Genomic DNA, 21,152 nt, shown 5'->3' on the forward strand with positions numbered 1-21,152 from the left:
GAGCGGTGGCCAGGGACAGGATCAAAGCCGCGGGGCGGTTGGTCGTCAAGGTGGGGTCGTCCTCACTGACCACCCCGCAGGGGATGATCGACGTGGACCGGGTGGACGCGCTGGTGGACGTGCTCGCCGCCCGGCGGCAGGCCGGCACCCAGCTCGTCCTGGTCTCCTCCGGCGCCATCGCGGCCGGCCTGGGCCCGCTCGGCCTGCGGGCCAGGCCCAAGGACCTGGCCACCCAGCAGGCCGCCGCCTCGGTCGGCCAGGGCGTGCTGGTCGCCCGCTACACCTCCTCCTTCGCCCGGTACGGCCTGCGCGTCGGCCAGGTGCTGCTCACCGCCGACGACATGATGCGCCGCTCCCACCACCGCAACGCCCAGCGCACCCTGGCCCGGCTGCTGGAGCTGGGCATCGTCCCGGTGGTGAACGAGAACGACACGGTGGCCACCGACGAGATCCGGTTCGGCGACAACGACCGGCTGGCCGCCCTGGTGGCCCACCTCACCCACGCCGACGCGATGGTGCTGCTCTCCGACGTGGACGCGCTCTACGACGGCGACCCGCGCAAGCCCGGCGCGACCAGGATCGCCGAGGTGCGCGGCCCGGAGGACCTGGACGGGGTGGAACTCGGCACCAGCGGCCGGGTCGGCACCGGCGGCATGATCACCAAGGTGCAGGCGGCGAAGATCGCCACCGGCGCGGGCGTGCCCGTGGTGCTCACCGCCGCCGCGCACGCCGCGCACGCGCTGGCCGGGGAGGACGTCGGCACGTACTTCCACCCGGGCGGGCGGCACCCGGGCACCCGGCTGCTCTGGCTGGCGCACGCCGCCACCGGCCGGGGGCGGCTGCACCTGGACGGCGGCGCGGTCGAGGCGGTGGTCGGCCGCCGCATGTCGCTGCTGCCCGCCGGGGTGCTCAAGGTGGAGGGCGACTTCGCCGCCGGCGACCCCGTCGACCTGTACGGCCCGGACGGCCACCCGGTGGCCCGCGGCCTGGTCAACTTCGACGCGGCGGAGATCCCGGAGCTGCTCGGCCGCTCCACCCGCGAGCTGGCCAGCGCGCTGGGCCCGGAGTACGAACGAGAGCTGATCCACCGCGACGACATCGTGCTACTTGAGGAGCCGATATGAGTGAGTTTCAGAAGGTCGCCCGCGCCGCCAAGGATGCCGCCCGGCTGCTGGCGCCGCTGCCGCGCGCTCCCAAGGACCGGGCGCTGCGGGGCATCGCCGACGCGCTCACGGCCCGGGCCGAGGAGATCGTCGCGGCCAACGCCGAGGACGTGGCCCGGGCCAGGGAGTCCGGCACCGCGGAGGCCATGATCGACCGGCTCCGGCTGGACGTCGACCGGGTGGCGAAGATCGCCCAGGCGGTGCGCGAGGTGGCCGATCTGCCCGACCCGGTGGGCGAGGTGGTGCGCGGCAGCACCCTGCCCAACGGTCTCGAACTGCGGCAGCTGCGGGTGCCGCTGGGCGTGGTCGGCATCATCTACGAGGGCCGCCCGAACGTGACCGTGGACGCGGCGGCGCTCTGCCTGAAGAGCGGCAACGCGGCGCTGCTGCGCGGCTCCTCCAGCGCGTACGCCTCCAACACCGTGCTGGTGCGGGTGATGCAGGAGGCGCTGGCCGGGACCGAGGTGCCCGCCGGGGCGGTGCAGCTGGTGCCGGGGCTGAGCAGGGACTCGGTGAAGGAGATGATGCGGGCGCGCGGCCTGGTGGACGTGCTGGTCCCGCGCGGCGGCGCGTCACTGATCAACTCGGTGGTGGAGGAGTCCACGGTGCCGGTGATCGAGACCGGGGTGGGCAACTGCCACGTGTACGTGGACGCCGACGCCGACCAGGAGATGGCGCTGCGCATTCTGGTCAACGCCAAGGCGCAGCGGCCCTCGGTCTGCAACGCGGCCGAGACGCTGCTGGTGCACGCGGCCATCGCCGCGGAGTTCGTGCCGAAGGCGCTGGCCGCGCTGCGCGAGGCGGGGGTGACCGTGCACGGCGACCCGGCGATCGCCGCCTACGGCGACGACGTGGTGCCCGCCACCGAGGAGGACTTCACCGTCGAGTACCTGTCGCTGGACATCGCCGCCGCCGTGGTGGACTCCCTGGACGAGGCGGTTGCCCACATCACCCGGTACGGCTCCGCGCACACCGACGCCATCATCACCCGGTCCCAGCCGGCCGCCCGGCGGTTCGTGGCGCTGGTGGACTCGGCGGCGGTCGCGGTGAACGCCTCCACCCGGTTCACCGACGGCGGGGAGTTCGGGTTCGGCGCCGAGATCGGCATCTCCACCCAGAAGCTGCACGCCCGGGGCCCGATGGGGCTGCCCGAGCTGACCTCCACCAAGTGGGTTTACACCGGCGACGGGCAGATCAGATCCTAAACGGTCACCAGCCTGCGGGAGCCTAGTCCGGCGTCCCTGGCCAGCAGGGCCGCGTCCACCCTGCTGGCCGCCTCCAGCTTGGTCAGCACGTTGCTGACGTGGTTGCGGACGGTCTTGGGGGCCAGGTGGAGATCACGGGCGATCTCGGCGTTGGAGCGGCCGTCGGCCAGGCGTTCCAGCACCTCGTGCTCCCGCTGGGTGAGGCCGGGAAAAGGGCTGGCGGCGGCACGGGTGGTCAGCCGGTTCAGCACGCTGAGGGCCAGGCCGCGGCCGAACACCAGGTGGCCGAGGGCCACCGAGCGCACCGCGGCGGCGATCTCGACCGGCCGGGCGCCCTTGAGCAGGTAGCCGTGGGCGCCGGCGCGGAGCGCGGTCACCAGGTCGGTCTCCGTGTCGGAGGAGCCGAGCGCGAGCACCCGGACCTGCGGGCAGCGGCGGGAGAGGTACTCCACCGCGTCCAGCATGGCCAGGTCGATGAGGATCACGCCGGGCTTGAGGCGGACGGCCAGGCGCAGGGCGTCCAGGGCGTCGGCGGCGGTGCCGATCACGGTGACGTCCGGCTCCTGGGCCAGCGCGAACCGCAGCCCCTCGGCGTACAGCGGGTGCTCGTCCGCCACGACGGCGGTGATGGTGGCGGTCATCTCTCCTCCTCGGATACCCCTCCGGTGACCTGATCAGAGCCTTCCGCAGTGGTCTTGGGAACGACTTGGCGGTCACTGGCACGCGTGTCGCTGCCGATGACGCACAGTGATCTCCCGTTGACTTGTGGTCATGGACATTCTCGTTGTGATCGCCTTCGTGGTCGGGGTGCTGGTCGCGGCCGACCAGGTGTTGTTGTTCCTGGAGCGCCGGGGCCAGGTCAGGTGGCGGCGTACCGGATGGGAGCGGCCGAGCACCGACCCAGGGGTGCGGCTGGAGAAGCTGTTCGAGGACGCGACGCTGTTCGAGGATGCTCGGTGAGGCAGGTTCTGTACGACGTGGCCGCCCTGGTGGGCCGCGCGGCGCTTGGGGTGATCTTCATTCAGCACGGCTGGGCCAAGTTCCAGCGGGGGGTGGACGCCACCGCGCGCGGGTTCGCCGACTGGAACATCCCGGCGCCGCGGATCTCGGCCTGGTTCGCCGTGGTGGCCGAACTGGGCGGGGGCGCGCTGCTGGTGCTCGGGCTGCTCACCGCGCTGGCGGGGGCCGCGCTGTTCGTGGTGATGGCGGGGGCGTTCGCGTACGTGCACGTGGGGCACGGGATCCTGCTGGAGAGCAACGGGTTCGAGCTGGTGCTGGCGCTCGGGTCGGTGGCGTTGCTGCTGGCGGTGGCCGGGCCGGGGCGGGCCAGCCTCGATTATCTGCTCTTCGGGCGGCGCGCCGCCGAGGAGACATCGGCGGTGCCGGCCGCCGCGTGACGGCGTGCCTCCTGCGAAATGTCGGAGGGGTCCACTAGGGTGGGCCACTCTATGGGTGGACGTCTGGGGCGAGTCGGCCCGTACGCGCTGCTTGAGCGGCTGGGTCGTGGTGGCATGGGCGAGGTCTACCTCGCGGCCACCCGCCGGGGTCAGCAGGTCGCCCTCAAGATGCTGCGCGATCCGATCGAGGATGACGCGGAGGCCCGATTACGCCTGGACCGGGAGATCCGCGCGCTGCGCCGGGTGGAGAGCCCGTATGTCGCCCAGGTGCTGGACGCCGACCTGTCGGGGGACCGGCCGTACCTGGTGATGGAGCACATCAAGGGCGAGAACATGCTGGACGCGGTACGGCGGCGGGGTCCGCTGGCCGAGCCGGAGCTGATCGGGGTGGCGCAGGGGCTGGCCACCGCGCTGGCCATCATCCACGCCGCGGGGGTGGTGCACCGGGACCTCAAACCCGCCAACGTGCTGCTCGGCGAGGACGGTCCCGTCCTGATCGACTTCGGCATCGCCCAGGTGCTGGACGCCACCCGGCTCACCAGGACCGGGACCTTCCTCGGCACGCCCGGGTACGCGGCACCCGAGCTGTTCGCCGACGAGGTGGTGGGGGAGCCGGCCGACGTGCACGCCTGGGCGGCCACGGTGGCCTTCGCGGCGACCGGGCGGCCGACCTTCGGGCGGGGGACTGTGGAGTCCCAGGTGTACGCGATCATGCACGGGCAGGCGGATCTGAAGGGCGTTCCGGCGGCGCTGCTGCCGTTGATCCGGGCGGCGCTCAACCGGGAACCGGCCAAGCGGCCCACCGCGGCGCTGCTCGCCGACCGGCTGGCCCGGCTGGCGCGCGCGACGGCCGCCGCCTCCGATGCGGGTACGGGTGCCCGCACGCCATCCGAGGACCCGCCGGAGAAGCCGGAGAAGCGCCGTTTTCTTGGGCGGAAGGCCCAAGCCGCCGGGGATTCGGAAGATGCCAAGAAAGTACTAAGAAACCCGGCGTCGACCGAACGGCCCCGGTCCGCTGCGGCGCGTGCCGAACGCCCTGAGCGTTCCGAGCGGGAGCGTACCGACCGTCCCGAGAGGGAGCGTCCCGAGCGCCCCGAGCGGGAGCGTGCTGAGCGCTCAGAGCGTGCTGAGCGCAAGGCGGCCGCAGGCCGTACGGCGGAGGAGGAGTCGGTGCTGGCGGTGGAGGCGGCCGGGGGCATGCCGACCGGGAGCGCCGCGTTGGTGGTGCTGGCCACGCTGGCGGTGCCGTGCGTGATCGTCTCGGTCGTCTACCCGCTGGCCACCTTCGCCATCACGGGGGTGCTGGTGGTGCTGGCCCGGGCCCTGTGGAGTGGCCACTGGCTGGTGCGCAGGCGCCGCTCGGCCCGGGTGCGCGGGGTGCTTCGCGCGCTGTCCTTCCCGCTCACCTTCGCCGGATCGTTGATCGCCGCGCTGGCCTGGCCCGGAATCCCCGCCGGGGTGGCCGCCTTCGCCGCGCTCTGGCTGACGTCGGGCGGCCGGCTGGAGCCGGACTGGTGGAATCAGCCCGTGCCGGTCACCGTGGCCGGGGTGGTGTTCGGGGTGGTCTGCGGCGGGATCATCGGCCGCGAGGTGGAGCGGGTGGGCGCGGAGCTGCCGGAACTGCGCCGGGAGGGCCTGCGGGCGCTGGCCGTGCTCGGCGGGTTCGTGGCATTGTGTGCGGCGGCGGTCCGCGCCATCTCCGTCTTCGTGTGAACGGGCTTTATGCGAAGGGGCTCCGTGTGAAGGGGCCTCAGTTCTCCCGGCGGGCGAAGCGGTTGAAGATGCGCTCCCCGGCGTTGACCGCGCCCTCGGCCACGTCGCGGAGCACGCCGATGAACGGGTCCTGCGACTGCGCCCAGGACTCCCGGTAGGACTGGGCGGCCGCCTTGACCTCCTCGGAGATCTTCGCGTTGTGGTCGTCCTCGCGGCGCGGGTAGTTCCCCGACAGGATGGCCTCGTACTCCCCGGAGCGGCGCCAGCGGTCCAGCTCGGCCACCCGGGTGACCGCGAACGGGTGGGTGGTGCCGAGCAGGTTGAGCACCTTGAGCAGGCCGTCCCGCACGTCGCCGGCGGTGTCGTACTCGCGGGCCTGGTCGAGGAAGGCCTCGATGTTCATCTCGTGCAGCCGGGAGCCGCCGGCCAGCTTCATCAGCGCGCGGAGCGCGGCGTCCGGGTCCTGACCGGCCAGCAGGCCGCCTCGGTCGGCGGACATCTCGGCCTTGCGGGCCCACTCCTCCAGGGCGGCGACGATCACCCGCAGGCCGATGTAGCCGAGCGGGATCCAGGCCACCCGGGTGGCCAGCCGGGTCAGGATGGCCAGCATGGTGCCGTAGACGGCGTGGCCGGAGAGGATGTGCGAGGTCTCGTGACCGATCACGAAACGCAGTTCCTCCTCGTCCATCAGGTCCAGCAGACCGGTCGAGACCACGATGAACGGCTCGTCGAAGCCGATCGCCATCGCGTACGCCTCGGCGCCCTGCTGGACGTAGACCTCCGGGATGCGGTGCAGGTCCAGGACGTAGGCGCTGTCGCGGCCCATGTCGTACAGATTCCGGAACTGGGTCTCTGAGGTGCGCACCGCGGAGGCCAGGAACATCAGGCGCAGGCGGCGCTCGCTGAACAGGCCGGACATGCGCTTCAACACCGAGTCGAACCCGGTCAGCGAGCGCATCGCCACCAGGGCGGACCGGTCCGCGGGGTGTTCGTACGCGCGGGAGCTGATACCGGGCAGCTGAACGCGGTTGCGATCGGGAGTGGTCATGCTGGGCATGCTACGTCGGGGTTTCCGCTGACGCGCATGAACCCGGATTCGGGGGTGGCGTTAGGGTCCGTGCTATGAGGAACGGGGCCGCGACCAGGCGGCTGGGCATCATGGGCGGCACCTTCGACCCCATCCACCACGGGCATCTGGTGGCGGCCAGCGAGGTCGCGCACGAGTTCGCGCTGGACGAGGTGGTGTTCGTGCCGACCGGGCAACCCTGGCAGAAGGCGCACCGGGCGGTCTCCGCGCCGGAGGACCGGTATCTGATGACCGTGATCGCCACCGCCTCCAACCCGCGGTTCTCGGTCAGCCGGGTGGACATCGACCGGCCGGGGCCGACCTTCACCATCGACACCCTCCGTGACATCGCCGCCGTGTACGGGCCGGACGTGGAGCTCTACTTCATCACCGGGGCGGACGCGCTGGCCCAGATCCTCAGCTGGCGGGACGTGGACGAGCTCTTCGAGATCGCGCACTTCGTCGGCTGCACCCGGCCGGGGCACCCGCTGCACGATCCCGGGCTGCCGGACGGCCGGATCAGCCTGGTGGAGATCCCGGCGCTGGCCATCTCCTCCTCCGAGTGCCGGGAGCGGGTGGGGCGGGGGCAGCCGATCTGGTACCTGGTTCCGGACGGGATCGTCCAGTACATCGGGAAACGCAACCTCTACCAGGGGCCGTAGCGGATCCTCGCCGGGGGCGGGCTCTGGCGGGCGGCAGGCCGGGCCGCGAATAGGCTTGAAGAGGTGTCCCACAGTCGGCACCCTGTTAACCACCCGACAGATGTCCCGTACACGGAGGACAGAACCGCATCGTGACCGCATCCGAGAGATCCATCCAGCTGGTGAAGGTCGCCGCCGAGGCCGCGGCCGACAAGCTGGCGGACGACATCATCGCCTACGACGTGAGCGACCGCCTCGTCATCACCGACGCCTTCGTGGTCTGCTCCGCCTCCAACGACCGGCAGGTCCGCGCCATCGTCGACGAGATCGAGGAGCGGCTGCGGGTGGACGCCGAGGCCAAGCCGGTCCGCCGGGAGGGCGAGCGGGAGGGCCGCTGGGTCCTGCTCGACTACATCGACATCGTGGTGCACGTGCAGCACGAGGAGGAGCGGAACTTCTACGGCCTGGAGCGCCTCTGGAAGGACTGCCCGGCGATCGAGATGCCGGAGAGCGTCCGCCTGGCCGCCGCCCAGCGCGCCCGCGGGCTCGCCGAATGACGGCCCGCTGGGTGATGGCCGTATGAGCAGGCGCATCGTCTGCCTTCGGCACGGACAGACCGTCTGGAACGTCGAGCACCGGTTCCAGGGTCACACCGACATCCCGCTCGACGAGGTGGGCATCGCCCAGGCCCAGCGGGCCGCCTCGCTGCTGGCCGCGCTGCGCCCGACGATGATCGTTTCATCCGATCTGCGCCGCGCCCACGACACCGCGCTCGCCCTGGGCCGCCTCACCGGCCTGCCGGTGCAGACCGACAAGGAGCTCCGCGAGCGCGGCGGCGGTGCCTGGGAGGGCCTCACCCGGGAGGAGATCAAGGCCGGCTGGCCGGTCGAGTTCGAGAACTGGGAGGCCCCAGGGGGCGAAACGGTGACCCACGTCGCCTCCCGCGTCGGCACCGCGGTCCGCCGCTGGGCGACCGAACTGGCGGAGGACGGCCTCCTGGTGATCGCCTCCCACGGCGCCGCCATCCGCCTCGGCATCGGCCACATCCTCGGCCTCCCCGAACCCCTCTGGGGCACCCTCGGCGGCCTCGGCAACTGCTCCTGGTCCATCCTCGAACAAACCCGCCACGGCTGGCGCCTGACCGAACACAACGCAGGCACCCTCCCCACCCCCGTCCGCGGCGACGACCTCCCCGCCGAAACCGAAGACACCTGACCGAACGGCCGAAGCCCCCGGGTGACCGTACCGGGGGCGGGCACACCTTCCGTATGGAATGCGTGGTCGCGTGCCGGTTTCTGGTGATTCAGGAAGGCGGGTTGGTTGAGCAGGGCTGAGTGTCTTCCGCTCCACGGCCTTCGGACACGCATTCGGGGTTGAACACGTTCGAGACGCCTGGCATGGCCTGGGCGGCGCGTATCACCTGGTCCCAGTCCGTGTCCGGTTTCATTTTCAGGCGGATGAGTTCGGGCATGTCCTGGACCTTCACCACGTCCAGGATGCTTCGCTCGGCGGTGACGGCCTGTCCCTTCTCCACCATGTCGGCGATTTTGGCTTCCACGTTCTCCCGGAAGCGGGCGTAGACGGTTTCCTTGTCGTCATAGCTGACGGATTCGACCTGGGGCAGGATGGCGAGGTCGTGGCGGACGGCGGTGATCTGCTCGGGGGTCGCGGCTCGTCCGTGGCAGGACGGGAAAGGGAACCCGTCCTTGCACAGGAAAACCCGGATCTCGTCGGCGTCGGTGACGGGGCCGCCCGCGAACAGCAGGTCGCTCACGCTGGCCGCGACCACCTGGCGGTCCTCCCCGACCAGCGCGGCGCTCTCCGCCGACCAGATCGGCGGCTCGTACGGCGCCACCCGCCGCAGCGCCACCGCCCGTTTCCTGAGCGCCGACCGGCGCCCGTTGAGCACGGCGGACCGCACATACGCCAACGCCCTGTCCGGATCGCGCAGGCGCCGGCGGCCGGCGTGGACCCCGGCGAAAGCGTCCTGCACCACGTCCTCCGCGGTGGCCTGGTCGCCGACCATCATCAACGCCAGCCGCACCAGCCCCAGATGGTGCGCGGCGAAGATCTCGGCGACGTCGACCGGGGCGCCGGCCGGGGCCCTGGCGGCTCGCAACAGTTGGGCTTCCATGACTCAGAGACGCGCCGGACCCGCCTCCTGCTGCTCGCGTTCCGGCTCAGGCCGAACAGGATATTCGGGGGTCCGGTGGGTCCGCCGCCAATAAATCTGTTGAGCGGGTGCTTAGGCTGGATGACATCCCCTGCTGTCCCCCAGCTGTGAGGAGTGCGCCGTCAGAAGATGTCCGCAGACGATGAACCACCAAGTGCTCCGTCCGCCTCCATCTCACTCTGGCGATTAAGGTCCTACCTTCGCCCGTACGTCGGCACCCTGATCGTCGCCTGGCTGGCGGCGATCCTGTCCATCGCGGCGAGCACCGTCATCCCCCTGGTCGGCAGGGAGATCATCGACGGCCCCGTGGTCCGCGGCGACCAGGGCGCGCTGCTCTGGCTCGGCGCCCTGACCCTCGCGCTGGGCGTGGTCGAGGCGTTCCTGATCTTCCTCCGCCGCTGGACCCAGGGTTTCCTGGTGTTCGGCGTGGAGACCGCCATCCGCAACGACCTCTACGCCCACCTGCAACGCCTGCCGATGAGCTTCCACGACGAGTGGCAGTCCGGCCAGCTGCTCTCCCGCGCCACCACCGACCTGTCCACCATCAGGAGGTTCTTCGGGTTCGGCGCGCTCTTCCTGGTCATGAACATTCTCCAGCTGACCACGGTGACCATCCTGCTGCTGCGCATGCACTGGCCGCTGGGGCTGCTGGTGGCGGTCTCCGCGCTGCCCATCGTGTACGTCTCCATCCGCTTCGAGCACCGCTACACCGTGCTCTCCCGGCAGGTCCAGGACGAACAGGGCGACCTGGCCACGATCGTGGAGGAGTCGGCGCTGGGCATCCGTACCATCAAGGCCTTCGGCCGCCGCGGCCACGTCTTCGGCGGCTACGACGAGGTGGCCGGGAAGGTCTACCGGACCTCGATGGCCAAGGTCCGCCTGGGCTCGCGGTTCTTCACCTTCCTGGAGGTGATCCCGAACGTCACGCTCGCCCTGGTGCTGCTGCTCGGCGCCGCCGCCGTGGCGGGCGGCGGCCTGTCGCTGGGCACCCTGGTGGCCTTCACCACCATGGTGCTCCAGCTGGCCTGGCCGGTGGCCGCGCTCGGCTACATCCTGGCCATGGGGCAGGAGGCGATGACCGCGGCCGATCGGGTGATGGAGGTGCTGGACACCCCGCCGTCCATCGTCGGCGGCCCGGTGGTGATCGAACGGCCCCGGGGCCACCTGCGCTTCGAGGGCGTCGAGTTCCGCTTCCCCGGCGCGGACCGGCCGGTGCTCCGCGACGTCACCCTGGACGTGCGCCCCGGCGAGACGGTCGCCATCGTCGGCGCCACCGGCTCAGGCAAGACCACCCTGACCGCCCTGGTGCCCCGGCTGGCCGACGTCACCGCGGGGCGGGTCACCATCGACGGCCAGGACGTCCGGGACCTCACCCTGCCCGCGCTCCGCTCGGTGGTGGCCACCGCCTTCGAGGAGCCGACGCTCTTCTCGATGAGCGTGCGGGAGAACGTCACGCTCGGCCACGGCCAGGCCAGCGAGGAGGAGGTGCGGGCCGCCCTGGAGGTGGCCCAGGCGACCTTCGCCTACGACCTGCCCTGGGGGCTGGAGACCAGGATCGGCGAGCAGGGCATGTCCCTGTCCGGCGGCCAGCGGCAGCGGCTGGCGCTGGCCCGCGCGGTGCTCGGCCACCCCAAGATCCTGGTGCTGGACGACACGCTCTCCGCGCTGGACGTGGAGACCGAGGCGCTGGTGGAGGAGGCGCTGCGCCGGGTGCTGGCCGACGCGACCGGCATCGTGGTGGCGCACCGGGCCTCCACGGTGCTGCTGGCCGACCGGGTGGCGCTGCTCCGCGACGGCACCATCGCCCACGTCGGCACCCACCACCAGCTGCTCAACGAGGTGCCCGAGTACCGCTCGCTGCTGGCCGCGGAGGAGGTGGTGTGATGACGGTGTCGACCGACAGACAGTGGCAAGGGGTCGCCGCCGAGAACCAGGACGACGTGCCGCAGAAGGTCTCACTGCTGCTCAGGGAACGTTCCCGGCGGCTGCTCGGCGAGCTGCTCCGCCCGCACCGGCGCGCGATCGCCCGGCTGGTCGTGGTGGTGCTGCTCAGCAACGTGGCGGGGCTGAGCATTCCGTACCTGGTGGCGCTGGGGATCGACACCGGCATCCCGGCCCTGGCCCGCGGCGAGGGCATGGGGATCACCTTGATGATCGTCGGGAGCATCCTGGGCGCCGCGCTGGCGCAGGCGCTGACCCGGCAGGCGTTCCTCCGCATCTCCGGGCGGATCGGGCAGGACGTGCTGCTGGAACTGCGCCGCCGGGTCTTCACGCACTTCCAGCGGCTGTCGCTGTCCTTCCACGAGAAGTACACCTCGGGGCGGGTCATCTCCCGGCTCACCTCCGACGTGGAGGCGCTGGCCGAGCTGCTCCAGGCGGGCTTCGACGGGCTGGTCACCGCGGTGCTCACGCTGGTCGGCACGGCGGTCATGCTGCTGATCCTGGACGTGCACCTCGGCCTGGTCGCGCTGGCCCCGCTGCCGCTGCTGTTCCTGGCCACCCGCTGGTTCCGGCGGCAGAGCGCGCTGGCCTACCGGCGTACCAGGGAGACGGTGGCGCTGGTGATCGTGCACTTCGTGGAGTCGATGACCGGCATCAGGGCCGCCCAGACCTTCCGCCGCGAGCCGCGCAACCAGGAGATCTTCGAGCAGCTGAACGAGGACTACCGGGCGGCCAACGCGCGCAGCATGCACCTGGTGGCCATCTTCATGCCGGGGATCAAGCTGATCGGCAACGTGACCATCGCGCTGGTCCTGGTGTACGGCGGCTGGCTGGCCTTCCGCCAGGAGGTCACCGTGGGCGTGCTGGCCGCCTTCCTGCTCTATTTGCGCCAGTTCTACGAGCCCATGCAAGAAATTTCGCAGTTCTACAACACCCTCCAGTCGGCGGGGGCCGCGCTGGAGAAGCTCTCCGGGGTGCTGGAGGAGCCCCCAGGGGTGGCCGAGCCGGAGCACCCGGTGCCGCTGCCGGCGGCGCGCGGGGCGGTCACGTTCGCCGGCGTACGGTTCTCGTACACGCCGGACATCCCGATCCTGCCCGAGCTGGACCTGGAGATCCCGGCCGGGCAGACGGTGGCCGTGGTCGGCGCGACGGGCGCGGGCAAGACCACGGTGGTCAAGCTGATCTCCCGGTTCTACGATCCCGTCGCCGGGCGGGTGCTGCTGGACGGCGTCGACCTGCGGGACCTGGACGAGGCCACGCTGCGCCGGGCCGTGGTCATGGTCACCCAGGAGAACTTCCTGTTCAGCGGCACGGTGGCGGACAACATCCGGTTCGGCAGGCCGGACGCCCCGATGGCCGACGTGGTCGCCGCGGCCACCGCCGTCGGCGCGCACCCGTTCATCTCCGGGCTGCCCGGCGGGTACGAGGCGGAGGTCGGCAAGCGCGGCGGGCGCATGTCGGCGGGGCAGCGGCAGCTGGTCGCCTTCGCCCGGGCCTTCCTGGCCGATCCGGCCGTGCTCATCCTGGACGAGGCCACCTCCAGCCTGGACGTGCCGAGCGAGCGCCTGGTCCAGCGGGCGCTGCGGACCATCCTGGCCGGGCGGACCGCGGTGATCATCGCGCACCGGCTCTCCACCGTGGAGATCGCCGACCGGGTGCTGGTGATGGCGGACGGCCGGGTGGTCGAGGACGGACCACCCGACCGGCTCATCGCCGCCTCCGGCCGTTTCGCGGGGCTGCACACCGCCTGGCTGGAGAGCCTGTCGGCTTCGGGTTAGATCGTCTTCAGGTAGGCCAGCGAGGGCATGAAGAAGTACTCACCGCCGCGCATGGTCACGGTCTGCGGCACCTGGGCCACCGGGGTGGACCGGCTGGTGGAGCCCCAGCTGTCCGGGTGGGTGACCTTGATCTCCCGGGTGCCCTGGCCGATCACCGGATCGTGGCCGGCGCCCTCCTCCGGGAAGCCCGGATTGTCGGCCCAGGTCTGCTGGGTGAACTCGAACTGGCCCTCCAGACTGGAGTTGAACGCCATGAACAGCAGACCCACCCCTCCGGTCGGGCGGGTCTCCGGTGGCGCGTCGTCCCACGGCTGGTCGGTCCGTACGCCGTAGGTCTGGCCGCGCCGGGCCATCATCACGCCGCGCTCCAGGCCGTCCCGGGGGTTGGTCTTGCGGATGTGCGCGGAGACGGGGCACTTGCCGCCGGGGTCGCGGTTGTAGTTGAAGTTGTTCTGCACCGCCCAGCCGTCCGAGCTCGGCTGGCCGTGCATGAGCAGGGGCGTGCCGTTGCGGAAGCGGCCCACCAGCAGCGCGCCGGCCCGCGCCCGCGCCGGGCCGGTCAGGCCGAGCGCGTCGGCCAGGTCGTGTTCGGCCTGGTGGAAGGCGCGCACGTTCTGTTCGAGCTTGCGGAAGACGAAGTAGCTGCCGAAGTGCCGGTCCGGGTCGGGGGCCAGCGGGTCGGGCACCAGGACCTGGGAGAGCGGGAAGAACGGGTTCCAGTTGCGGCCCGGCTCCTTGCTCACCTGGTCGGCCAGGAAGAGCGGCTGGCTGCGGCCGTCCACGTAGCCGAAGTGCTCGATGCCGTCCCCGGTGGGGTTGCGCTGGGCGATTCCGGTCTCCTCGCCGAGCACCCGGGCCCCCGGCGGGACCAGGGCCCGGACCTTCGCCAGGGTCTCCTGGTACGCCGTGTGGTCGCCGTCCCCGACCAGGACGACGGCGTGAATGTCCCGCTGGTATGGGGTATCCCATTCCTCCGCAGGCGGATCGTCCAGGATCGCGGTTCGCTTCTTCATGCCGTCCAGAAACGCCAGATCCCCAAATTTCCGCAGATCCGAAATTTCGTGACCTAGGTGGCGATATCCTGATCGGCTCAATCCGAATCCGACATATGGCGTGCCCTTTGTGCCGGATTGATCGAAGCGCCGTACCTCCTGCAGATGCCGGCGCGCCGACTTCATCAGCGGCAGCAGACCGCGGATGAACTGCCGCCCGTCCGCCGGTACGGCGAAGCGCAGGAACAGCACGGACAGGTGTTCCCGTATGTGTGCCCGGAGGATGTTCGGCTGGAGCGTGGCCAGCATCTCCTTGGTGTCGGCATCCAGCCCGGCCGAATCCCAGGCCAGGGGTTTCTCGTTGAACAGCTCCACTGGCATGACGCCTATCCCCGTTTCGTTAGATTTGACGGACCCCACTGTTTTGAGTGCAAAGCAGGGGAAAATGTTTCGTTTGGCAGGCATCGGATTTGCCACGAAGCTGGGTAAACCCCCATGCATGACCCAGAAGCTGGCACTTGGCGTCGAAGAGGAGTTCCACGTCGTCGATCTGGTGAGCCGGCGGCTGAGCCCGCGGGCCCACACCCTCCTGGACCGACTGCCCACCTCCGGGTTCTCCGCCGAACTGCAGCAGGCCGTGGTGGAGACCAACAGCGAGCCCACCGCCGACCTGTCCGCCCTCCGGGCCAACCTGGTCGACCTGCGGCGGCAGTTGATCGCGGCGGGCGAGCCGCAGGGCCTGGGGGTGGCGGCCGCGGGGACCTCACCCCTGCACAGTGAGTCCGGATTCGAACTGACCGAAAATGATCGGTACCAGTATCTGCACGACACCTACCAGTTCATCGCCAGGGAACAGCTGGTCTGCGGGGCCCAGGTACACGTGGACGTGCTTGATCGTGATCTGGCGGTGCTGGTGGCGCAGCGGGTGGAACCCTGGCTGCCCGCGCTGCTCGCGTTGAGCGCCAGCTCGCCGTACTGGTTCGAGGCGGACAGCGGGTACGCCAGCAGCCGGGCGGTGGCCTGGCAGCGGTGGCCCACGGCGGGCATGCTCGGGCCGTTCTCCGGGGCCGCCGAGTACGACCAGGCGGTGGCCGACCTGGTGACCTCCGGAGTGATCGACGACCCGGGCATGGTCTACTTCGACATCCGGCTCTCCACCCACGTGCCGACCATGGAACTGCGGATCTGTGACGCCTGTCCGCTGGTGGACGACGTGATACTGCTCGCCGGACTGTTCCGGGCCCTGGTGACCCGGGAGACGGCCGCGATCGAGGCGGGGGCTCCCCCTCGAGGGGACATCAGGCCCACGCTGCTGCGCGCCGGGCACTGGCGGGCGGCCAGATCCGGCCTGGAAGGCGACCTCATCTCCCCGCTGGACGGCAAACCCCTGCCCGCCCGGGTCATCATCGACGGCATGCTCCATGATCTCCGCCCGACCCTGGAAGATCTGGACGACTGGGACACCGTCGCCGCCCTGACCGCGAACGCCCTGTCCCGGGGCACCTCCGCCGCCCGGCAACGCCGCGCCTTCAACCAGCGTCGCCAGGCGGCCGACGTGGTGGACCTCGTCCTGCGGGAGACCGCGATCGACTAGCGGATCCGTCAGGACAGGCGGGTGGCTCTCCTCCGGGTGGAGGAGGCTTCTGTCGGTGGCGGCGTCTACGCTGCGGGGCGTGGCGTGGATCGAGCGCATCTTCGAGCCGGACTACATCCTGGTCCGGCTGGGCATCCTGCTCGCCGCCCTGGTGGGCGATCTGGTGTGGCTCGTGCCGGGCGTGACGGGCCGCGACTGGGCGCTCGGCCTGGCCGCCCTGGTGCTCGCCGCCCTCTGCCGCTGGTCGCCGCCGGCCGCGCTGCTCGTCCAGTCGGGGTTGCTTCTCTACGCCGACTGGTCCGGCTTCGCGGTGGCTCCGGTGCTGAAAGTGCTGGCCTGCGTGCTGCTCTTCGAACTCGCGGTGCGTTCCACCGGCCGGCAGGTGCTCGCCGGGGCGGTGGTGCTCGGCGTGGTGGTCTGCTTCAACCTGCTCGACAAGCTGCCCGCGACCATCGGGGCCGCGGGGTTCCGCATGGTCATCGTGGTCGGGGTTCCGCTGCTCCTGGGTGGTTACGTGCGGCTCGCGCGGGAGGCCGCCCGGCGGGAGCGGGACAGCGCGGCCGAACGCATCGCCGCCGCCCGCGCCGCCGAGCGCACCGCCATCGCCAGGGAACTCCACGACCTGGTCGCCCACCACGTCTCCTCGATGGTGCTCCGGGTGGGGGTGGCCCGGCACGTGCTCGCCGGCGGCGCCGACCCGCGAGTGACCGACGTCCTCGACGACCTGCACTCCTCGGGCACCGCAGCCCTGGCCGACCTGCGGAAACTCGTCGGCATCCTGCGGGATCCGGCGGCCGTTCCCGGGGCGTCCTTCGTCGAGACCGGCGGGCTGCCCGACGCCCTGAGCGTGGTGATCGACCGGGCCCGCGCGACCGGCCTCCGGATCGAGGCCACCATCGATTCCGGCGCGGCCCAGGTGGACGCGGTGCGGGGCATCACGGTCCTCCGCCTCACTCAGGAGGCCCTGGCCAACACCGCCCAGCACGCGGGGCCGTCCGCCCACGTCAAGCTCGGTGTCACCCTCCGTGACGACAAATCCGTCTTTGTCGAGGTCGAGGATGACGGCGCACCCACGACGGCCACCACTCTCTCCGGGACTGATACCGGCAGGCGAAGTACGTCCGTGGCACTGGCGTCCTCCGTCGCGGCGGGTGCTTCCAGCCCGGCGGCCGGAGTGAGTCTGGCCGGCGGGCATGGGCTGGTGGGGATGCGGGAGCGGGTCGAACTGCTCGGCGGGGCGTTGTCCGCCGGGCCGGTCGGGAGAGGCTGGCGGCTGAGCGCGGTTCTGCCGCCTGGCCGCGAGGAGGCCAGAGTCGGATGGGGGACGGCGTGATCAGGGTTCTTCTGGTGGATGACCAGCAGCTGGTGCGGATGGGGCTGCGGATGTTGTTCGATTCGGCGCCGGACATCGAGGTCGTGGGCGAGGCGGCCACCGGGTCAGAGGCCGTCCGTCTGGTCGAGGACACGGTTCCCGATGTCGTGCTCATGGATCTGCGCATGCCCGGCCTGGACGGTGTGGCCGCGACCCGGAGGATCGTCGCCTCCCACGCCGCGGTCCGGGTGCTGGCGCTCACCACCTTCGACGACGACGATCACCTCTACCCGGCGCTGGCCGCGGGGGCCTGTGGCTTCCTGGTCAAGGACACCCCGCCCGCCGACCTGGTCGCCGCCGTACGCCGGGCCGCCGAGGGAGACCGCACGTTCAGCTCCGGCGCGCTTTCCCGACTGGTCGACCAGGCCGTGACGACCCACGCCACGGCCACCCCCGCGTCCCTTCCATTGACCCGTCGAGAACGCGAGGTGCTGGCCCTGGTGGGTGAAGGGCTGTCCAACCCCGAGATCGCCACCCGCCTGAGCGTCGGCGTGACCACCGTCAAGACCCACGTCGCCAGCGTCATGACCAAGACCGGCTGCACCAACCGGATCCGCCTGGCCGTCCTGGCCACCCAGCACGGTTTGGCCTAGCCCGTCGGCTCCGGTTTCGTACCGGGATCGGGGGCGAGCGAGGTGGGCGGTAGCCTACTCGCCATGTCGTGGAGGTTGGGGTGACCGGGGGATTCGCAGGGTGGATCATCGGGGGCGGGCTGTTGCTCGCGCTGTTCTGCGTGATCTCCGCGGTTCGTGATCGGCCGATGGGCGTGGGGCTGCTGGCCGGTCTGGTGGTGCTGGAGGTCGCGCTGATCGTGCAGGCCGTGCTGGCGTTCGGCCAGCTCGGCAAGGTCGGCGAGCGGGCCACCTTCATCGGCTACCTGGTCGGCACGCTGGTGATTCCGCTGGCCGCGTTGTGGTGGGGCCGGGCGGAGCGGACCCGATGGGGACCGGGCGTCATCGCGGTCGGCGCCTTCACCGTGGCGGTCATGACCGGCCGGCTGCTGCAGATCTGGAACGGCACGGGATGAGCGGGCAGGACGACGCCGTGCCGGTCGCCGCAGGGGTGAAGGCGGGCCCCGGGCGGGTGCTGGTCGCGGTCTACGCGGTGTTCGCGATCGCGGCCACCTCGCGCGCCGGCGTGCAACTGGCGACGCGGTTCGAGGAGGCGCCGGTGGCGTACCTGCTGTCGGCGGTCGCGGCGGCGGTCTACATCCTGCTGACGGTCGCGCTGGGCCGGGGATACCGGAAACTCGCGCTGGTGGCCTGCGGCATCGAGCTGGCCGGGGTGCTGATCGTCGGCACACTGAGCCTGGTGGACCAGGCGGCGTTCCCGAAGGCCACCGTCTGGTCGGGGTTCGGGAGCGGATACCTCTTCATCCCCTTGCTGCTGCCGATCATTGGTTTCATCTGGCTTTCGCGGGGGCGCCGGGCGTAGGCCGCCACCGTTCACCAGATCGAGGGACCCGGGATTATCCCAGGGTCCCTTCCTGTTGGGCCCCGTTAGTGAGGTTCATGTAACATCATAGATTCATCCTATGATTCGATAAGTGGAGGTTTGAGCCAGGTATGGCCGCCGTACTCGTGCACCGGAACACCCGCCAACGCCGGGAGCGGAGTTCCGGATCGCTGGCCTGGCTGATCGTGCTCGGCGTGGTCCTGGCCGCGCTCAACCTCCGCACCGCCGTCACCAGCGTCGGCACCGTACTCGACCAGATCAGCGCCGGCCTGGGCATGTCCGGCATCGCCACCGGCGTACTGACCACCCTCCCGGTGCTCTGCTTCGCCGCGTTCGGCGCGGTCACGCCCGCGCTGTCCCGCCGCATCGGCGAGCATCGCCTGCTGATCACCGCCCTGGTCCTGCTGGGCGCCGGTCTGCTGATCCGCGCCATGGTCGGCTCCGCCACGGTGTTCCTGCTGGCCAGCGTGGTCGCGCTGGCCGGTGGCGCGATCGGCAACGTGCTCATCCCGACCCTGATCAAGCGCCACTTTCCGGCCCGTTCCGGCGCGATGATGACGCTCTACGCGACGGCCCTGGCCGTCGGCACCATGCTCGCCGCCGCCGGCACGGTCCCGCTGATGCGTGCCGCGGACGGCAACTGGCACGTGGCCCTCGGGGTGTGGGCCGCGCTGGCCGCCGTCGCCGCCATTCCGTGGCTCGCGCTCCCGCGCGATGAGCCGGAGCGGCGTAACGCGGCCGCGTACACCAGGCCGGGGGAGCTGGTGCGGAGCCGGTTGGCCTGGGCGATGGCCGGATATTTCGGCACGCAGAGCCTCATCGCGTACGTGATGTTCGGCTGGTTGCCGCAGCTGCTGCGGGATGGCGGCTACACCGCCGACCAGGCGGGTCTGGTGCTCGGGATCTTCACCGGCCTCGGCATCCCGACCTCGCTGGTGGTGCCCGCGCTGGCCGCCCGCATGCGCGACCAGCGCGGCCTGGTGGTCGGATTCGCCCTGGTGTACGTCGTGGGCTTCGCCGGCCTGCTCACCGGGCAGGCGCTCTGGCTCTGGGCGACCGTGGTGTCCCTGGGCATGGGCAGCTTCCCGATGGCCCTGTCCATGCTGGCCCTGCGTACCCGGACCGCTGAGGCCACCGCCGCGCTGTCGGCGTTCGCGCAGAGCGCCGGATATCTCTTCGCGGGGGTGGGTCCGCTGGTGGTGGGGGTGCTCTACCAGGTGAGCGGTGGCTGGGCGCTGCCCTTCGCGCTGCTCTTCCTGGTGCTCGGCGCCCAGGTGGTCACCGGGCGGTACGCGGGCGCCGACCGTTTCCTGGAGGACGAAACACAGGTGGCCGCCCGAGGCGACCTGACCTCGCCTCGGGCGACCACAGATCAAGAATAGGCCATCCTGTCCCAAACCGGTGAAGGACCCCCACCACAGGAAGGTAAAAGATCGGAGCGTATCCGGCCGGGCACGCGCGCCACAACAGATCCGCGACTTTCGCCGACTACCGGACGCGGAGGGTGGGGAGGGCGGTCAGGGCGTGCCGGGCGGCCACCAGGGCGCTGTTCATGGAGACCTCGCTGAGCAGACCGGGCGCGGCCACCTGGTCGCCGGCCAGCCAGAGGCCGTCGCCCCGGACGATCGCCGGGCGGTCGCGCCAGGTCTGCCCCGGCCGGTCCAGGGCGCCGGTTCTGCCGGTCGCGGTGGCGTCCCGCCGCCAGGTGAGCCGGTCCCGCCAGCCCGGGAGGCCGAGGTCGGCCAGGAGCTCCAGCCGGGTGAGGGTGTCGGCTTTGGACTCCCCGGGGCGTACGGGCATCTGGAGTTGGATGAGGCTTTCGCCCGGTGGGGCGAGGGTGGGGTCGGGGGAGGAGTAGCGTTCGAGGAAGCCGCCCTCGTCCAGGTCGGAGATGACGAAGAGGTCGCCGGGGGCCTGCCGTACGGCCAGGTCGAGGAGGACGGCGCGTCCGCTCTCCCAGCGCAGCGAGTCGTCGGCGAGGAGCTGGCGAGCCGCGTCCAGTGAGGTCGCGACGATGGTCGGGCCGGTGGGCAGGTCGGTGACCCGTGTGCCGGCTTCTATGTGTATGCCCAGGTCGCGGGCGTGTGTCGCGAGACGTTCGACGACCTTGGACCAGCCGCCGACGATGTAGCGCGGCGCGGGGAACCGCGGCTTGGTCACCCGGCGGAAGCGTTCCCAGACGAAGGCGGCGGAGAGGCGTCCGGGATCGTGGTCGTAGGTGACGACTCCCAGCACCTTGCCGACCACGTGGGCCGCATCGGCGCCGAGCCGGCGGGTCGCCCACGACGCGAAGTCCTCGTCGACGGGCGCGACCAGCCTCCGGTTCGCGATCGCCTTGATCAGTGGGCGGGGAATGGCCGCCTTCAGCGTCCCTCCGTACCGCACCCGCGCCTTGCGGCCTTCCTTCAGGCCCAACTTCCGATACGGCTGCACCAGCCCGCGCCGGGCAAGCCACCGGAACGGTTCCCCGTCCGAGTAGAAGACGCGTGTGCCGTCATTGGCGACATAGGGCTGTTCGGACGAACGTGCCCGTCCGCCCAGCGTGCGGTGCGCTTCGAAGAGCGTGACCCGCGCACCACCTTCAGCACAGGCGATGGCCGCCGTGAGTCCGGCGAGCCCGCCACCGATCACCGTGATTCCATCCATGCACCCCAGGACGCAG

General features: G+C 71.2%; 21 protein-coding genes. 16 read left to right on the top strand and 5 right to left on the bottom strand.

What is annotated here, in order from left to right; translation table 11 throughout:
* Nucleotides 1-5: 5 nt before the first annotated feature.
* Nucleotides 6-1,124: a glutamate 5-kinase gene (gene proB, locus KIP79_RS39180; protein ID WP_214110077.1), complete on the top strand. Its 1,119-nt coding sequence runs from the start codon at nucleotides 6-8 to the stop codon at nucleotides 1,122-1,124.
* Nucleotides 1,121-2,368, top strand: a complete 1,248-nt coding sequence (locus KIP79_RS39185) for a glutamate-5-semialdehyde dehydrogenase (RefSeq protein WP_214110078.1) — start codon at nucleotides 1,121-1,123, stop codon at nucleotides 2,366-2,368. The genes proB and KIP79_RS39185 overlap by 4 nt, the downstream gene beginning before the upstream one ends.
* On the opposite strand, the gene KIP79_RS39190 is transcribed toward KIP79_RS39185, so the two are convergent.
* Nucleotides 2,365-3,009 carry a LuxR C-terminal-related transcriptional regulator gene (locus KIP79_RS39190; protein ID WP_214110079.1) on the bottom strand — a complete coding sequence of 215 codons (645 nt, stop codon included), beginning with the start codon at nucleotides 3,007-3,009 and terminating at the stop codon, nucleotides 2,365-2,367. The two genes, KIP79_RS39185 and KIP79_RS39190, sit on opposite strands and share 4 nt — an antisense overlap.
* 130 nt (nucleotides 3,010-3,139) lie before the next feature.
* Between KIP79_RS39190 and KIP79_RS39195 the strand changes: the two genes are divergently transcribed.
* Genes KIP79_RS39195 through KIP79_RS39205 form a run of 3 tightly spaced genes read left to right on the top strand, consistent with a single transcriptional unit; the run spans nucleotide 3,140 to nucleotide 5,478 of the window.
* On the top strand, nucleotides 3,140-3,328 hold the full coding sequence (locus tag KIP79_RS39195) for a hypothetical protein (RefSeq protein ID WP_214110080.1): 189 nt from the start codon (nucleotides 3,140-3,142) through the stop codon (nucleotides 3,326-3,328).
* A complete protein-coding gene (locus tag KIP79_RS39200; protein WP_308170120.1) occupies nucleotides 3,325-3,765 on the top strand; it encodes a DoxX family protein in 441 nt (146 codons plus the stop codon). The genes KIP79_RS39195 and KIP79_RS39200 overlap by 4 nt, the downstream gene beginning before the upstream one ends.
* Nucleotides 3,766-3,816: 51 nt before the next feature.
* The gene (locus tag KIP79_RS39205) at nucleotides 3,817-5,478 is read left to right on the top strand and encodes a serine/threonine-protein kinase (RefSeq protein WP_214110082.1); all 1,662 of its coding nucleotides are present in this window, start codon (nucleotides 3,817-3,819) and stop codon (nucleotides 5,476-5,478) included.
* A gap of 37 nt (nucleotides 5,479-5,515) precedes the next feature.
* Here the strand turns inward: KIP79_RS39205 and KIP79_RS39210 are convergent, their stop codons facing one another.
* Nucleotides 5,516-6,535 carry a M48 family metallopeptidase gene (locus KIP79_RS39210; RefSeq protein ID WP_214110083.1) on the bottom strand — a complete coding sequence of 340 codons (1,020 nt, stop codon included), beginning with the start codon at nucleotides 6,533-6,535 and terminating at the stop codon, nucleotides 5,516-5,518.
* Nucleotides 6,536-6,600: 65 nt separating this feature from the next.
* On the opposite strand from KIP79_RS39210, the gene nadD reads away from it, so the two are divergent.
* From nadD to KIP79_RS39225, 3 genes are all read left to right on the top strand, one after another.
* Nucleotides 6,601-7,206, top strand: coding sequence for a nicotinate-nucleotide adenylyltransferase (gene nadD, locus KIP79_RS39215; protein WP_214110084.1), 606 nt, complete (start codon nucleotides 6,601-6,603; stop codon nucleotides 7,204-7,206).
* Nucleotides 7,207-7,337: 131 nt separating this feature from the next.
* Complete coding sequence (gene rsfS, locus KIP79_RS39220) at nucleotides 7,338-7,742, top strand: ribosome silencing factor (RefSeq protein ID WP_214110085.1); 405 nt, start codon at nucleotides 7,338-7,340, stop codon at nucleotides 7,740-7,742.
* A gap of 22 nt (nucleotides 7,743-7,764) precedes the next feature.
* On the top strand, nucleotides 7,765-8,400 hold the full coding sequence (locus tag KIP79_RS39225) for a histidine phosphatase family protein (protein WP_214110086.1): 636 nt from the start codon (nucleotides 7,765-7,767) through the stop codon (nucleotides 8,398-8,400).
* Nucleotides 8,401-8,488: 88 nt separating this feature from the next.
* On the opposite strand, the gene KIP79_RS39230 is transcribed toward KIP79_RS39225, so the two are convergent.
* Nucleotides 8,489-9,319, bottom strand: coding sequence for a permease-like cell division protein FtsX (locus KIP79_RS39230; RefSeq protein ID WP_214110087.1), 831 nt, complete (start codon nucleotides 9,317-9,319; stop codon nucleotides 8,489-8,491).
* 168 nt (nucleotides 9,320-9,487) lie between these two features.
* Between KIP79_RS39230 and KIP79_RS39235 the strand changes: the two genes are divergently transcribed.
* Together KIP79_RS39235 and KIP79_RS39240 are read left to right on the top strand one after the other, a co-directional pair.
* Nucleotides 9,488-11,242: an ABC transporter ATP-binding protein gene (locus KIP79_RS39235; protein ID WP_214110088.1), complete on the top strand. Its 1,755-nt coding sequence runs from the start codon at nucleotides 9,488-9,490 to the stop codon at nucleotides 11,240-11,242.
* Entirely contained in the window at nucleotides 11,242-13,077 is a 1,836-nt protein-coding gene (locus tag KIP79_RS39240; RefSeq protein ID WP_214110089.1) for an ABC transporter ATP-binding protein, read from the top strand. Before KIP79_RS39235 ends, KIP79_RS39240 begins: the two co-directional genes overlap by 1 nt.
* On the opposite strand, the gene KIP79_RS39245 is transcribed toward KIP79_RS39240, so the two are convergent.
* Nucleotides 13,074-14,450, bottom strand: coding sequence for a Dyp-type peroxidase (locus tag KIP79_RS39245; protein WP_214110090.1), 1,377 nt, complete (start codon nucleotides 14,448-14,450; stop codon nucleotides 13,074-13,076). The two genes, KIP79_RS39240 and KIP79_RS39245, sit on opposite strands and share 4 nt — an antisense overlap.
* Before the next feature lie 118 nt (nucleotides 14,451-14,568).
* Here KIP79_RS39245 and KIP79_RS39250 point away from each other — a divergent pair, with 118 nt between their 5' ends.
* The 6 genes from KIP79_RS39250 to KIP79_RS39275 all read left to right on the top strand — a co-directional run bounded on the left by KIP79_RS39250 (nucleotide 14,569) and on the right by KIP79_RS39275 (nucleotide 19,872).
* Nucleotides 14,569-15,663, top strand: coding sequence for a carboxylate-amine ligase (locus tag KIP79_RS39250; protein ID WP_214110091.1), 1,095 nt, complete (start codon nucleotides 14,569-14,571; stop codon nucleotides 15,661-15,663).
* Nucleotides 15,664-15,742: 79 nt separating this feature from the next.
* A complete protein-coding gene (locus KIP79_RS47845; protein ID WP_214110092.1) occupies nucleotides 15,743-16,996 on the top strand; it encodes a sensor histidine kinase in 1,254 nt (417 codons plus the stop codon).
* Nucleotides 16,993-17,628, top strand: a complete 636-nt coding sequence (locus KIP79_RS39260) for a response regulator transcription factor (protein ID WP_214110093.1) — start codon at nucleotides 16,993-16,995, stop codon at nucleotides 17,626-17,628. Before KIP79_RS47845 ends, KIP79_RS39260 begins: the two co-directional genes overlap by 4 nt.
* An 80-nt stretch (nucleotides 17,629-17,708) precedes the next feature.
* Nucleotides 17,709-18,062: a hypothetical protein gene (locus KIP79_RS39265; protein ID WP_214110094.1), complete on the top strand. Its 354-nt coding sequence runs from the start codon at nucleotides 17,709-17,711 to the stop codon at nucleotides 18,060-18,062.
* Nucleotides 18,059-18,469: a hypothetical protein gene (locus tag KIP79_RS39270; protein WP_214110095.1), complete on the top strand. Its 411-nt coding sequence runs from the start codon at nucleotides 18,059-18,061 to the stop codon at nucleotides 18,467-18,469. The genes KIP79_RS39265 and KIP79_RS39270 overlap by 4 nt, the downstream gene beginning before the upstream one ends.
* Before the next feature lie 131 nt (nucleotides 18,470-18,600).
* Nucleotides 18,601-19,872, top strand: coding sequence for a CynX/NimT family MFS transporter (locus tag KIP79_RS39275; RefSeq protein ID WP_214110096.1), 1,272 nt, complete (start codon nucleotides 18,601-18,603; stop codon nucleotides 19,870-19,872).
* A 106-nt stretch (nucleotides 19,873-19,978) separates the two neighbouring features.
* On the opposite strand, the gene KIP79_RS39280 is transcribed toward KIP79_RS39275, so the two are convergent.
* The gene (locus KIP79_RS39280; RefSeq protein WP_214110097.1) at nucleotides 19,979-21,136 is read right to left on the bottom strand and encodes an NAD(P)-binding protein; all 1,158 of its coding nucleotides are present in this window, start codon (nucleotides 21,134-21,136) and stop codon (nucleotides 19,979-19,981) included.
* Nucleotides 21,137-21,152: the final 16 nt, after the last annotated feature.

The organism is Acrocarpospora catenulata (assembly GCF_018476525.1).
In the GTDB taxonomy this organism is placed as follows: Bacteria; Actinomycetota; Actinomycetes; order Streptosporangiales; family Streptosporangiaceae; genus Acrocarpospora; species Acrocarpospora catenulata.